Below are 13,482 nucleotides of genomic sequence, written 5' to 3' on the forward strand. Positions count from 1 at the left end.
GTATGCGCAGATATTGGATTTTACTTCTTGCCTGTGCGATCCTTGCAGTAGCTCTAGAATCCACCGCAAAGGCTAATGGCACTCACGCCACACATACTGCCTATAATGGCAAGCTTTTTATCGCTTATAGCAGTAGTCCCAATCCCACCCCGCTAGCAATAGATAAGCGCACAATCACTTGGCTTAAGCACCCGACACAACCTAAGCAAAAAATCGCTCTAGTGCCTATTGGCTATCATACTAAGCCTGCAGTAGTGCGACTATCTAGTGATTTGGCAATCACTATCCAGCAAGCACCCTACAAACAAGAGTCCATCAAAGTCCTAGACAGCAGTAAAATCCACCCAAGCAAGAAAGAGCAAAAACGCATTGCCAAAGAGCGTGAAGAGGTATTAGCGATCTATAAACACAACCGCAAAGCCACCTACTGGACAAAGCCATTTGCCTATCCGGTAAAGCGCGTTACTATCACAAGCCCCTTTGGCGGTGCGCGTGTATTTAATGGCGAAGTGCATAGCTTCCATAGTGGGACAGATTTTCGAGCACCGCAAGGCACACCGATTTATGCGGTGAATGATGGGGTGGTGGTGCTGGCTAAGGATCGATTTATATCGGGAAAGTCGGTTGTGATTGATCACGGCAATGGGATTTATACGACATATTTTCATAATAGCAAGCTTTTGGTGCGTGCTGGAAAGTTTGTGCGCAAGGGTGAGAAAATCGCCCTAAGCGGTGCGACAGGCAGGGTAAGTGGAGCGCATTTGCATTTTGGCGTGGTGTGTAATGGCGTGCAGATTGATCCACTAGACTTCATCAAGCAAATCAACGCGCTTTTTGGCGTGTCTAGTAGTATTTAGAGCGTGCTTAGCTAGAATCTAAAAAGTGGATTCTAGTTTAAGACTAGGGTAGGGCACTCAAGTTAGAATCCACTGTTTGTGTGCTTGTGTTTTTTGTGGATTGCCACGCCACTGCTAGCGTAGTGTCTCGCAATGACAGAAAAAGGGGCAGTGTCGCTAGAATCCACTTTTTTACTTTGCGGCTGGTTTTGATTTTCGGCGGATTTTTCAAACCGCCCTGATTGTCTGCTACAAGGATTCTAGGGGTTACTAAAGAAACCTGCTTGCGTGCCCACGCCTTGCACTGCTGTCGCTTGTTTTCTAAAGAAACATCGGCTACGCCGAGCGGTATCCCTTGTTTTCTAAAGAAGCTACGCTTTGCGGTGGGGCTTTTGTAGCTTTTTGGGGATTCTAGGGCTTTTTGGCATAGAGATTTGGGTAGTAGTCCTTAAACCTCCGATGGAACCAAAACCAGCTTGCTGGATTGCTACGCACGACTTTGCTTGTAATATCTGCTTGAGCTTGTGTGGCTTGCGCTAGATCGCTTGTGGGATCTTGTGTGTGTGGCGCATAAATAGGCGGAAAAAAGCGCATAACAAAGCGCGAGTAGTCTTTATTCATATCGATAAACACCGGCACAATGGCGATATTAAATCGGCGTGAAAGCACAGAAGCTATGGGCGTGTGGCTTGCTTTCTTTCCTAAAAACTCCACACATACGCCTTCATTTGATGAGATACTTTGATCCACTAAGATCCCAGCCACAGCATTGCCCTGCGTGTAGAATCTAAGTAAATTTCTAAATGCCCCTGCCTTATCAATAAAGCGCACGCCTTGCAGCTCCCTACGAGAAATAATAAGCTTATCGATACTATCAATCCCTGTGAGTCGCCCTAGGCTTGCCATTTTGCTTGGCTCTAGACGAGGGGGGAGAAAAGTCGCCAATGCCTCCCAATATCCAAAATGCCCCGATACAAGCACAGCACTACCATCTTTACGCAAGCTATCTAGTATGTAATGCTCATCGATAATATCAAAGCGTTGTTTGTGGATATGGTAGGGGATTTTGGGGATTCTAATGCTCTCTAAAATCACAAAGGCAAAATTCTGGTAGCAACGCTTGATGATCGCGCGCTTTTGGGCGAGAGTTAGAGAATCTCCATAGATAAAATCCAAATTTGTCAGCGCGTCATTATAGCGGCGTTTGTTGTCCAAAAGACACATTAAAAATCCAAGGCTTTTCACACAGAGCAAAAACACTCGATGTGGCACGATCGCAAGGATTGATCCTAGCACGCCCACAAATGCTCCAAGCAATACGCCAACTATATTCATCTTGCACCTAGGAGATGATCACGCTAAGCTGTGCTGGTGGAATTATATGCGCGATAGATTCTCTAGCTAGCACTAGCTTAGAATCTGCAGTGATAAAAAGCGTGTTGTTCTCAAAGCTATATTGCAAGCAATGATCACCAGTGAGACATAAAGCATACGCAAGCGATAGGATAAAGCTTAGCCATTGCAAATGCTCAATAGGTGGCATAATATCTGTGATATGGGCTATAGCGTCATCTTTGGGTATGCGTTTGTTGATGTATTCAAGCAAGAGACATAGCACTGCTCTATCAGTATGTGAGAATCCATAATCAAGCCCGTGTAGCAAAAAATACGCTCCGTGATCCGTCCGCCCATAAAAATTCAAAAACCCTCCCACATCGCATAATTGCGACACAATATGCAAATATCGCTTGTTGCTTTCATCAAGTCTATGCACGCTAGCGAGCGCATCAAAGATCGCATTAGCTTCTTTAGCGATTGATTTTCCCCATTTGGTGCGCACTTTGAAGCGATCTTGCAAGGCGATAAGCGACGGATAGATCCCTTGTGGGAAGCGGTATTTTTGCGTGCGTAGCATATCAGCTAGAAACACTCCTTCTCGCACCCCCACACCGCTTGCTGTGATACATTTTGCCCCAAAATGCTCTAGTAGCATAGAGAATATTAGCGCACCTGAGCGGATATTATCGCGCCGATCTAGCGATACCCCAAGCCCTCCTAGATCTTCTTCTTTTGCCTTATAGATAGTCTGGATAAAGGATTTTGCATCTTTGATAGCGATTTCATAGCCGTGGATGGTTTTTATCGGGTATTTTCTTTGCCTGCTTGTGATTTTGGCTAGTGCGCGGATCGTCCCACCGATACCAAAGATATTATCGTGGGTGAAATGCGGGGGGATTTTTTGCAGCTCTTGTTTGACAAACTGCTTTGCTTCATCTAGGGATTTTCGGTCAAAAAACAGCTCCTTTAAGCGGATTGTGCCTAAATGCAGCGATATGACTTCCTTGATGTCGCCATTTTCTATGATCGCACACTCCGTGCTACCCCCACCTATATCAATGGTAATGCCACTTTTTCTATGAGAGAGATTAGCACACGCTAGCCCACCATACCACGCTTCTTTTGCCCCATCGATGACTTTTATTTTTATCCCACTCTCTTTTCTAGCTCTGTGGAGAAATTCTGCGCGATTAGGCGCATCGCGCACAGCTGAAGTTGCTACGCAAAGTAGCTTTCTAGCGGTGTATTTTTTAGCGATAGCGTGGAATTCTTTAAGTGCGTTGATCGCACGGCGCATAGGGGCTTCTTGCAAGAATCCGTCATTTTCATAGCAGCCTTGAGAAATCCGCACGCGTGATTTGCACTCATAAATAAGCCGGAATCCATAGCGACTTGTCTTTTCAAAAATCGCCATCCTTGCAGAGTTTGAGCCAATGTCAATCACTGCAGTAATTTTTGCCATTACTCGCCTTTGTTAAGCTGCTCAAATTTGTATTTCAGCTCTTCTAAGCTCTCGCTATTATCCGGATCTGGGATAATGGCATCTTTAGGGCAGACACTCACACAGCTTGGCTCATCATAATACCCCACACACTCTGTGCAGCAATCTGGATCAATCGTATAAATTGGATCGCCCTCTACGATCGCATCATTTGGGCATTCTTCTAGGCACGCATCGCAAGCGATACATTCATCATTGATCATTAAGCTCATATTCTCTCCTTGTGGGTGATAAAATAAAGCGTGTTTCTATCCAAAAACTTCTTAAACTCCCTTGAAATATCATAATCTTAACGCGTGGTGGATTGTGTCTTGAGGTATTGATAGCGCAGGGATTCACGCTCATTTTGCAGGCGTTTGTTTTCTTCTTTGAGTAGATCGCTTTGGGTTTGGAGCTTGTTGATGTCGCGACTAATGTAGTAGATCGAGCTAGAAAGCCAGATTTTAGGCATACAAATAAGCAAGGCAAGAAACAACCCCCCATATACGATGATCAAATAGCGTATATGCAGTCCGCTTGCAGGCTCATCATCATAGAGAGCTGATTTCTCACTAGAATCTACGCGTATATCTTGGTAAAGATCATTATGGGTATCTGGCATTATGTCTCCTTGGGCGATTATTGTAGCGCAAAAGCGCGAAGTTTAGCCGATCTTGCGCGTGGATTAGCGCGCACTTCTTCTAGGCTTGCTACTAGAGGCTTTTTGGTTAGGATTGTGCCTTTGGCGTGATTGTCTCCACACACGCAGCGCAGGGCATCGTTTGGGCAGATACAGGATTTTGATAAAGTCTTAAAGCACTCTTTTACAAGCCTATCTTCTAGTGAATGAAAGCTGATAATGCCAACAATAGCTCCGCACAGGCTGGGGCTTGTGCTAGCTTGAGAGATAGATTCTAGCAGGGTTTGTAGGGCAGTAAGTTCATCATTGACTGCTATGCGCAAAGCTTGGAAAGCAAGCGTGGCAGGGTGGATTTTATGCTTAGGGAAATGCCTAGAGAGAAGCTCGCTTAAATCGCGTGCATTGTAGAATCCACTTTCATCGCGCGGCTGTGTGCTGGCAAACTCTTTTATGATACGCGCCATTTTTTTGGATTCTACTATTTGCCCATAATCGCGCAGTAGCTCTTCTAGTGCGTATGGAGAAAATTCTGCGATGATAGAGCTGGCATTGCGCGATAGGCGCGTATCCATACGCATATCAAGCCTTTCACTCACAAAGCTAAAGCCCCGTTCGCGTGTATCTAGCTGCAAGGAGCTTACCCCAATATCTGCTAGCACACCTGCTATACGCTTATTTTGGGCGTGTGCTAGATCTAGGGCTTGTAAGAATCCTTGCGCAAAGTTTGTGTGTAAAATCTCTAGGCGATCGCTAAAATCAGCTAGATTTTCCCTAGTAAGTGCTATGGCACTAGCATCTTGATCGATCCCGATGAGTGTAAGGTCTGGGCATAGCTCTAAGATCATTTTGCTATGTCCGCCAAGCCCCAGCGTGCAGTCGATAAACACGGCATTAGAGTAAGAGCGCAACGGCGCAAAAACACTAGCTACTTGCTCCATAAGCACAGGAATATGTCGCATATCCTATCCCAATCTGTAAAAGTGGATTCTATCAACGAAGTGAAAGTGTAATGCTAAAGAAGTTTTAATAAAACTAAGGTAAATCAGCCCCACCAAGCAGTAGGGCTTATAAGAAGTGTAGTCTAAAAGTGGATTATTTAAGATCCCAATCTTTAATACTACCGCTAAAGATGTCTTTGACTTGAGCTTTTGAGAGATTGCTAAGAGAGTTTTTTGGATTGACAATCACTGCTAGACCATCAAGAGCAAGGACGCGTGGCTTTACACCCTTTGCTAGCTCGCTATCTTTTAGCTCGCGGCTTACCATACCGATATGTGCGATACCTTGCACTGTGGCATTAACTCCCGTTGTAGAATCTGATTGCTGCACTTCGATCGTGGCTTTTGGATTCTGGGCGATGTAGAGTTCTTTGAGCTTTTCCATAAGAGGTGTTACAGAGCTAGAGCCAGCGATGACGATTTTGCCCTCGGGGTTTTTAGGCGTGTATGCTTTAGCTTCTGTTGGGATATAGCCAGCTTTGACGATAGTGTCTTGCACTTTGTCTGAGCCGATGAAGCCTAGGAAGTCATCTGCAAGTGGGTTTGGCTTGGCTGTGATGACAAGGAATGGGCGAGAGATGGTGTATTTCTTGCTCTTGATATTTTCTACACTTGGGGCTACACCATCGATGTTTAGGGCTTTTACGCTATCGTTTAATGCGCCAAGCGATACATAGCCGATCGCGTTTTTGTTGCGTGCGATTGTAGTGAGCATAACGGCAGTGGAGTTTGTGATCTCTGCGCGTGGTGAAGTCATATCGATCTTTTTATCACCTTGTTTTTGCAAGAGGTCAAAAATCTCTACAAACGCTCCCCTAGTGCCTGAGCCTTCTTCTCGAGATACGAGATTGATAGGTGCAGCACTAGCAAGTGTTACAGAGCATAGGCTAAACGCCAAGACAAATTTCTTCAACGCTTTTGGGAAAGCAAATGTTCTCATAAGAACTCCTTTAATAAATTTGCAGAATGCAAGTAGAATGGTAATAGTCCATTGTAAAGTGTCAAGTAAGTTTTGTAAAAATATAGTAAATGTTTAAGCCCTATGGCAAACACTAGAATCCTAAAGAATACTAATGCCCAAAGCTTTGCTACAATGCCGCTTTTCTAAATAGATTTTGCTAAAGAGTTATAATGCCACGCCAACGCCTATCAATCACGCACAAAGCTAGCAGCCCACAAATCAGCACCCCCTACGCCAACACTGATAATAGCAATCCGCCCAAATCTCCACCGCCAAAGTCCTTGCAGGCAAAGATTTTTTACTCGATTTTTGGGCTTGTAGCGGGAGTGGAGATTGTGATTTTCGCGCTATTTTTTCTAGCAGCTGATGCCATTGGGCAAAAATGGGCTTATGAGCATTTAGAGCAAGAGTCCAAAAAGCTCATCACACAAATGCACAATACTGATTATCTCTCCTTTTGGGCGCAATACCCCTATCGTATTTCACTCATCACAGAAGAGGGCGTTGTCGTGTATGATAACACCATTAGCGCGGTGGATTTAGATAATCACAAAGACCGAGAAGAGGTGCAAATGGCACTAAGCATTGGCAAGGGCTATATCGAGCGCAAATCCACAAACACACTCTATAAAGCCCTGTATTATGCAAGCTATTTGCCTGAATATCGGCTGATCTTGCGGATCTCTATGAATCAAAAGGACATTTATGCGTTTTTACTGCCTATTTTGGGCTATATGGCAGGACTTCTTATCCTTACGCTGCTGCTAAGCACGATCATCACAAGCTACTTGACAAGATCTATCATCGCTCCGCTTAATAATCTCTCCACCCTAGATAGCAAGAAATTCCGCGCACCTTACCGCGAGCTTGTGCCGTTTTTTGATAAGCTCATCGCGCAAAAAAGACGCCTTAAAAAGCAGCTTAAAATTATCCGCCACCAGCAGCAGCAGTTCCAAGCAATTAGCCAAAATATCAATGAAGGCTTAGTGCTAATTGATACAAAAAAGCAGATTCTAAGCTACAACACCAAGGCAAAGACCCTGCTCCCAAGCCTAGAATCCATCTCTGCTACTAATGCCACACCAGAGTCGCCAGAGCTGTATGTAGCACACGAGATTTTTGCATTTATCGATCTGCTTTCTCCCCAGATCCAAACAAGCGAGCTACAAATACACGATAATTACATCGAGTGCATTGCCTTGCCTATTTGGGGGAAGCTAAAGCCCAAAGCCTTTGTCGTGCTGCTGCTTGATCGTAATGAAAAAAACCAAATCCACGCAATGCGCAAGGAGTTTAGCGCGAATGTTACACACGAGCTAAAAACTCCGCTAAGTGTGATTATGGCAAGTAGCGAGATGATGCGCCAAGGGCTAATCCCGCAAAAAGACTTTATGCTATTTTTTGACAAAATCTATGATGAGTGCAAAAGACTGCTGGAAATCATCAATGATATTTTAAAGCTCTCGTTTTTTGATGAAGGTGGCGCGGAGCTAGAGACTAGCACGATTTATATCCAAGAAGTAGCCCACAAGGTGCTGCAATCTCTATCGCCCCTAATCGCTGACAAACAGCTGCGCGTGCAGGTGCTGTGCGATGAGGAGCAGTGTGCTATCAATGGTGTAGCGCGTTTGCTAGAAGATATGCTCTATAATCTTTGCGAAAATGCGATTAAATACAACGCCCAGCAAGGCTTGCTAGAAATCCGCATCACTCGCGCGAAATTTTATATCCAAGACTTTGCGCACTTCACCCATATCACGGCAAGTCTCCCACTCCCGCTAGAGCAAGATACCATTGCTATTGCCATCAAAGATAGCGGCATAGGGATCCCAAAGGACGAGCAAAAGCGCGTGTTTGAGCGATTTTATCGCGTAGATAAAAGCCGCAGTAAAAAGCTTGGCGGCACAGGGCTTGGGCTATCCATAGTCAAGCATATAGCGATCTACCACAATGCCCATATATTCCTGCGCTCTCAAGTGGATTGTAGTGCAAATGCGGATTCTAGTGTAAAAGTGGATTCTAGTAGCGGCAGCGAGATTGTCGTGGTATTTGCTGCCCCAAAAGCCACGCCACACAAAAACACCCACAAAAACACGCCACACACAAACACGCTATGACAGAATCCATAATGCCACAAAAACTACAAGGCATTTATGCCATAAGTGATGAGAGCCTAACACCTTATGCGATTTTGCCTAAATGTGTAGAATCCGCTCTTAAAGCTGGGGTTAGGATCTTTCAGCTGCGCGATAAAAGCCATAGCGATGCGTGGCTTTATCCCATTGCTAAGGAGCTTTTAGGGCTGTGTGAGCGGTATGGCGCACTTTTTGTGCTAAATGACAGGCTAGAGCTAGCCCTAAGGCTTAATGCCCCGGCATTGCATATCGGCAGAGATGATGGGGAGTTTGCTCGTGTGCGAGAGCAGTTTGGCGGGATCTTAGGTGCTTCAAGCTATGGGGATTTACACAGAGCAAAGATTCTAGAGTCTTTGGGGGCGGATTATGTGGCGTTTGGCGCGTTTTTCCCCTCTGCTACAAAGCCCAATGCCACGCCTGCACCGCTTGAGATCCTGCCCCAAGCCAAGCAAGAGCTACGCATACCAATCTGTGCTATCGGTGGCATTAGCACTCATAATATCCACCTGCTAAAAAACGCCGATATGCACGCAGTGATAAGCTCTCTATGGTCTTATAGTCCCCAAGATTCTAGCCTCTTAGAATCCACTTTTGATACATCGCAAAAAATGGATTGCCACGCCACTGCTACGCAGTGTCTCGCAATGACAGAGAAAAATGCCCCTAGTGAAAACGCAGTTTCTTTAGAAAACGCAGCTTCTTTAGAAAAAGTGGATTCTAGAGAAAAAGTGGATTCTAGGGATAATGCCAAAAATGTAAAAAACTCCGCACAGGAGATTTTGGAGCTAGAATCCACCTTGCAAGACCGCCTAGATACCATAGCTCATAATGCCAAAGCCCTGCACAATGCCTTGCATAAGTGTTAGTGATATAAGTAGATCTACTTTAAGAGATTGTTTAAGAGATTGATAGAGAGTAGGGGGTTTAGGGAGAGTGCTAGGGCTTGCACGCCCTAGCGCAAAAACTAAGTAAGCCTAGCTAGATCTAAAACTCTGTCCTAGGATCGTGGGCGGCTTGCATTACTCCGTTATTGATAAGGATCGCATTCACATCGCCCATATCAGGGAGCTCTACAAGTTTATAGCCCATTTTAGTAAGATTGTCTTTAGTATCTTGCCCAAGTCCAAAGGCTTCAAGCCGCAGCTCATCAGGGAGCCACTGCATATGGAAGCGACTAGATTCTACCGCGCGAGCTATGTCCATTTTGTAATCAATCACATTGATGATGACTTGCAGCACGGTGGTGATGATCCTAGCACCGCCGGGGCTGCCGACTACCATATAGAGCTTGTTGCTTTTATCTAGCACGATTGTAGGAGACATCGAGCTTAGAGGGCGTTTGCCCGGCTCAATGGCATTGGCATCGCCACCCACTAGCCCAAATTGATTAGGCACACCGGGCTTAATGGAAAAATCGTCCATTTCGTTATTGAGCAAAAATCCTGCCCCATCGATCGCCGCATACGCACCAAAAGAGCCATTGATCGTATAGGTTACACTCACGGCATTTCCCCATTTATCTGCGACAGAATAATGCGTAGTGTTATTGCCCTCGTGGATTGGTCCAAGACCTGGCTTTACCTCACTGCTTGGCGTGGCGTTTGGCTTGATATTGGCATAAATGCTTTTTGCATACGCTTTGCTTAGAAGTTTATCTAATGGGATTTTGACAAAGCTAGGATCCCCCATATACTCGGAGCGATCCGCATAGGCTTGGCGCATAGCTTCAGCGATGATGTGGATAGCTTGCGAGCTTTGGTAGCCTAGCTTTGTGATATTGGCGTTTTCTATGGTGTTTAGGATTTGGATAATATGCGTGCCACCACTGCTTGGCGGAGACATAGAGAGAATCTTATAGCCCCTATAAGTCCCCTCCACAGGCTTGCGCCATACAACTTCATATTGTGCTAGATCTTGCTTGGTGATAATCCCGCCATTTTTCTTCATATCTGCTTCGATCATTCCAGCAATCTCACCTTTGTAGAACGCATCAGGACCCTTTTGGGCGATGAGTCGCAAAGTCTTGGCAAGATCTTTTTGCACGAGAATTTCACCTTGCTTATAAGTCCTGCCATCTGGCTTTAAGAAATACTTCTTAGAGCTTGCAAATTTGGCTAGATTGCCTTGGGCTTCTAGCATTGTTTGGGCTTGTCGCTCTGTGATAGCAAAGCCCTTTTCCGCTAGCTCGATAGAGGGCGCGATGAGATCGGCTAGCTTTTTGGTGCCATATTTATCAAGCATAGCACTCATACCCTTTACCGTGCCCGGCACGCCAGCAGCTAGATAGCCTACAACACTAAGATCTTGTATGACATTGCCATTTTTGTCCAAATACATATCGCGCGTGGCTTTTGCGGGAGCTACTTCGCGGAAGTCTAGGGTGATGTTTTGCCCATTTGCTAGGTGGATTAGCGCGAAGCCTCCGCCACCGATATTGCCTGCTGCTGGATGCACGACTGATAGCGCGTAGCCCACTGCTACTGCCGCATCAATGGCATTCCCGCCAGAGTCTAGCACCTTTTGCCCTATGCTATCTGCTAGCTCGTGCGTAGAGACTGCTAGACCATTGCCTTTTAGATCTGTGATAGGCAAATAGCTCGCCCCAAAGCTCTGTGTGCTTAGGAACGCACACACTATAAATACGAAAAGTTTCTTCATCATTGCTCCTTGAAAAGTTAGAATAAGCTAAGATTCTATCCAAATTTTTGAGACTAATACAACGGAGTAGCTATGGTGCTATATATCCATATACCATTTTGCACAAGTAAGTGTGGGTATTGCGCCTTTAGCTCTTATACGGGGGTGGATTCTAGTGTGCAGCAAGCCTACATACAATGCCTGTTGCGTGATCTTAGCTACACGCTTAGTGCGTATAGGGCTAAGAAGCTAGAATCTATACTCATAAATCCAGCCCTAGAATCTAGCCTTGCAGAGCTGGATTCTAGCGACTTCGCGCCTATGGAGCTTGAGAGTGTTTATATCGGTGGTGGCACGCCAAGCCTACTGCCTAGCAGCGCGTATGCGCTGATATTTGAGCAAATCGCGCGATTTTGCGATATGCAAAGTATCCAAGAAATCACCATAGAAGCCAATCCCAACACCCTCCAAGCACAATGGTGCCGCGATCTCTCGCGCCTAGGAGTAGGGCGCATTAGCCTAGGGGTGCAGAGCTTTGATCCGCGCAAGCTCGCATTTTTAGAGCGCGATCATAGCGGGCGAGATATTTACCACGCCCTAGAAATCGCCCAAGTCTTCCCACATAGAAGCATTGATATGATGTATGGCACGCCTTTTGATGATGAAGCCACGCTGCGTGCGGATATGCAAAAAGCCTGTGCGCTAGATATTGATCACCTCTCTGCCTACTCGCTTATGATAGAGCCGGGCGCGCGCTTTGCCCATAAGCATAAATCCCTAGCCACGCCAAGCCTAGCGCAAAAAGACAGCCTAGAGAAGCAAGCACACATCGTGTGTGAAGTAGCCCTAGCACAGGGCTTTTGCCACTATGAAGTCTCCAACTTCGCCCGCCCTTACAAATGCCTACACAATCGCAAATATTGGGCTGGGGCGGAGTATCTAGGCTGCGGTGTGGGGGCAGTGGGTAGGGTAGGGCAGGTGCGCTATGAGCGGCAAAAGGACTTGCGAGCATACCTAGCAGATCCTTTGGCAAAGGCGTGTGAGATTCTAGCCCCAAGCGACCTAGCCTTTGAGGCGGTGTTTTTGGGGCTTAGGAGTGAAGTGGGCGTGGATATTGCTGCGGTATCTGCGTCTATCAATCCCAATCGCCTAAGTATTTTACTAGAGGAAAAAATGTGTTTTTTGCGAGGTGGCAGGCTTGTGGCGCGTGATATATTTCTGGCTGATGAGATCGTGCTATGGCTTATGCGTGAATAGGGCAGGCGATGAGCAAGCGATGGAGCTTCAAAGCAAGCCTAGAATCCACTTTTTGCGTTTGTTAGCATTATTTCAAAAGTGGATTCTAGGTTTGTGTGGTTTGTGCTGGATCTAGGCTTGTTATGGATCGCCACAGCACTCCTTATATCTGCGCTATTTCCTTGACTTGACAAAAAAAAAAAAATAGAATTTTGTATTTGACAAATCAAGGAGGAAGCAATGTTTAATAGGCTAAGCATAGGGAGCAAGATCGTTGTTTCAGTGAGTTTGATTCTGCTTTTGTGTATGGGGATTTTGGGCGTTGTTTTGGTGAGTGTTTCGCACAATATCCAAACTAGTGATGCCAATAAGCTTGTGCTAAATGTAGCAAAGCGGACAGGCAATGCCATAGAAGGCTATATCAATGAAAGCTTTGTAGCCCTAAACTACTCGCAAAGAAATCTTACGCAATATATCCATAGCAAAAGCTTCAATGAAAATACAGCAAAGCATATCCTAACCGCCCTTTTAGACTCTAATCAATGGGTAGAATACGGCTATATCTACCTAAAAAGCCCATCGCTAATGCCTGATGCAAGTAGTGCTTATAGGCTGGCAAATGGCGGAGTGCTGATGCTAGGGCACGATGATAAGCCAAAGGAGCTTGGAGGGGTGGCGATTTTGCCTGCTGATAGGGCGTTTTTAGCCGATGATGGCTTGCAAAAGGCTCTTTCAAGTGGCAAGCCAAGTATCGGTAATCCCACAGGGATGCACACTGCTGGGGAGCAGAAAATACGCGTAACGCTTAATTACCCAATCATAGATGAATATGGCAGTATCCAAGGTGTCGTGGGAGCTACATTGCACCTGGGGCTTATAGGGGACTCTCTCTTTGCGCAGCGCAGAAGTATCTTTGAAAATGACTATCGCGCGCTTATCACAAGTGATGGGGCGTTTGTCCTGCACCCAAATAGCGAATTTACAGGCAAGAATCTTGCCGATGTAAGTGCGGATAATCCAAGTATGCAAGATGTAATCAACGCACTCAAATCCCACGAATCTGGTGTGTATGAGGTAACAAACACACGAGGGGAGGCGAGTATTATGGGTGTGGCTTCATTTGAAGTGGGGCGAGGTAGCACTGGGCAGTGGTGGGGGAGCGTTACCGTTGCGCCCAAATCATCAGTGTATGACTCTGTGGGCTTTATGAGAAATGTCAAT

The 13,482-nt window shown here is 45.8% G+C and carries 12 protein-coding genes; 4 read left to right on the top strand and 8 right to left on the bottom strand.

Annotated features, from left to right (window positions below; genetic code table 11):
- Positions 1-2 precede the first annotated feature (2 nt).
- Positions 3-857: a peptidoglycan metallopeptidase Pgp3 gene (gene pgp3, locus DX060_RS07440; RefSeq protein ID WP_115011860.1), complete on the top strand. Its 855-nt coding sequence runs from the start codon at positions 3-5 to the stop codon at positions 855-857.
- Between the two features lie 43 nt (positions 858-900).
- On the opposite strand, the gene DX060_RS11420 is transcribed toward pgp3, so the two are convergent.
- The 7 genes from DX060_RS11420 to DX060_RS07470 form a co-directional block, all read right to left on the bottom strand.
- The gene (locus DX060_RS11420) at positions 901-1,068 is read right to left on the bottom strand and encodes a hypothetical protein (protein WP_181814235.1); all 168 of its coding nucleotides are present in this window, start codon (positions 1,066-1,068) and stop codon (positions 901-903) included.
- A 179-nt stretch (positions 1,069-1,247) separates the two neighbouring features.
- Complete coding sequence (locus tag DX060_RS07445) at positions 1,248-2,171, bottom strand: lipid A biosynthesis lauroyl acyltransferase (RefSeq protein WP_115011861.1); 924 nt, start codon at positions 2,169-2,171, stop codon at positions 1,248-1,250.
- 7 nt (positions 2,172-2,178) lie between these two features.
- Positions 2,179-3,636: a Ppx/GppA phosphatase family protein gene (locus tag DX060_RS07450; protein WP_115011862.1), complete on the bottom strand. Its 1,458-nt coding sequence runs from the start codon at positions 3,634-3,636 to the stop codon at positions 2,179-2,181.
- The gene (locus DX060_RS07455; RefSeq protein WP_115011863.1) at positions 3,636-3,887 is read right to left on the bottom strand and encodes a YfhL family 4Fe-4S dicluster ferredoxin; all 252 of its coding nucleotides are present in this window, start codon (positions 3,885-3,887) and stop codon (positions 3,636-3,638) included. Before DX060_RS07455 ends, DX060_RS07450 begins: the two co-directional genes overlap by 1 nt.
- A 77-nt stretch (positions 3,888-3,964) precedes the next feature.
- Positions 3,965-4,276: a hypothetical protein gene (locus DX060_RS07460; protein WP_115011864.1), complete on the bottom strand. Its 312-nt coding sequence runs from the start codon at positions 4,274-4,276 to the stop codon at positions 3,965-3,967.
- A gap of 17 nt (positions 4,277-4,293) precedes the next feature.
- Positions 4,294-5,253: a 16S rRNA (cytosine(1402)-N(4))-methyltransferase RsmH gene (rsmH, locus tag DX060_RS07465; protein ID WP_115011865.1), complete on the bottom strand. Its 960-nt coding sequence runs from the start codon at positions 5,251-5,253 to the stop codon at positions 4,294-4,296.
- A 133-nt stretch (positions 5,254-5,386) separates the two neighbouring features.
- Entirely contained in the window at positions 5,387-6,232 is an 846-nt protein-coding gene (locus tag DX060_RS07470) for a substrate-binding domain-containing protein (protein WP_115011866.1), read from the bottom strand.
- A 191-nt stretch (positions 6,233-6,423) separates the two neighbouring features.
- On the opposite strand from DX060_RS07470, the gene DX060_RS07475 reads away from it, so the two are divergent.
- Both DX060_RS07475 and thiE read left to right on the top strand, forming a co-directional pair.
- Positions 6,424-8,370, top strand: a complete 1,947-nt coding sequence (locus DX060_RS07475) for a sensor histidine kinase (protein ID WP_115011867.1) — start codon at positions 6,424-6,426, stop codon at positions 8,368-8,370.
- Positions 8,371-8,381: 11 nt separating this feature from the next.
- Complete coding sequence (gene thiE, locus DX060_RS07480; protein WP_258552253.1) at positions 8,382-9,254, top strand: thiamine phosphate synthase; 873 nt, start codon at positions 8,382-8,384, stop codon at positions 9,252-9,254.
- Positions 9,255-9,372: 118 nt separating this feature from the next.
- Here thiE and ggt read toward each other — a convergent pair whose 3' ends face one another.
- A complete protein-coding gene (gene ggt, locus DX060_RS07485) occupies positions 9,373-11,046 on the bottom strand; it encodes a gamma-glutamyltransferase (protein WP_115011868.1) in 1,674 nt (557 codons plus the stop codon).
- A 72-nt stretch (positions 11,047-11,118) separates the two neighbouring features.
- Here ggt and hemW point away from each other — a divergent pair, with 72 nt between their 5' ends.
- Positions 11,119-12,282 carry a radical SAM family heme chaperone HemW gene (gene hemW, locus DX060_RS07490; protein WP_115011869.1) on the top strand — a complete coding sequence of 388 codons (1,164 nt, stop codon included), beginning with the start codon at positions 11,119-11,121 and terminating at the stop codon, positions 12,280-12,282.
- The last annotated feature ends 1,200 nt before the right edge of the window (positions 12,283-13,482 follow it).

This window comes from Helicobacter canis, assembly GCF_900451095.1.
Classification (GTDB): Bacteria; Campylobacterota; Campylobacteria; order Campylobacterales; family Helicobacteraceae; genus Helicobacter_B; species Helicobacter_B zhangjianzhongii.

What these genes read in the sequence shown, in the direction of transcription:
- DX060_RS07455 (WP_115011863.1), bottom strand. Translation starts at nt 3,887, where the DNA reads ATGAGCTTAATGATCAATGATGAATGTATCGCTTGCGATGCGTGCCTA.
- DX060_RS07460 (WP_115011864.1), bottom strand. Translation starts at nt 4,276, where the DNA reads ATGCCAGATACCCATAATGATCTTTACCAAGATATACGCGTAGATTCT.
- pgp3 (WP_115011860.1), top strand. Translation starts at nt 3, where the DNA reads ATGCGCAGATATTGGATTTTACTTCTTGCCTGTGCGATCCTTGCAGTA.
- DX060_RS07450 (WP_115011862.1), bottom strand. Translation starts at nt 3,636, where the DNA reads ATGGCAAAAATTACTGCAGTGATTGACATTGGCTCAAACTCTGCAAGG.
- DX060_RS07470 (WP_115011866.1), bottom strand. Translation starts at nt 6,232, where the DNA reads ATGAGAACATTTGCTTTCCCAAAAGCGTTGAAGAAATTTGTCTTGGCG.
- DX060_RS07475 (WP_115011867.1), top strand. Translation starts at nt 6,424, where the DNA reads ATGCCACGCCAACGCCTATCAATCACGCACAAAGCTAGCAGCCCACAA.
- DX060_RS07445 (WP_115011861.1), bottom strand. Translation starts at nt 2,171, where the DNA reads ATGAATATAGTTGGCGTATTGCTTGGAGCATTTGTGGGCGTGCTAGGA.
- rsmH (WP_115011865.1), bottom strand. Translation starts at nt 5,253, where the DNA reads ATGCGACATATTCCTGTGCTTATGGAGCAAGTAGCTAGTGTTTTTGCG.
- thiE (WP_258552253.1), top strand. Translation starts at nt 8,382, where the DNA reads ATGCCACAAAAACTACAAGGCATTTATGCCATAAGTGATGAGAGCCTA.
- ggt (WP_115011868.1), bottom strand. Translation starts at nt 11,046, where the DNA reads ATGAAGAAACTTTTCGTATTTATAGTGTGTGCGTTCCTAAGCACACAG.
- hemW (WP_115011869.1), top strand. Translation starts at nt 11,119, where the DNA reads ATGGTGCTATATATCCATATACCATTTTGCACAAGTAAGTGTGGGTAT.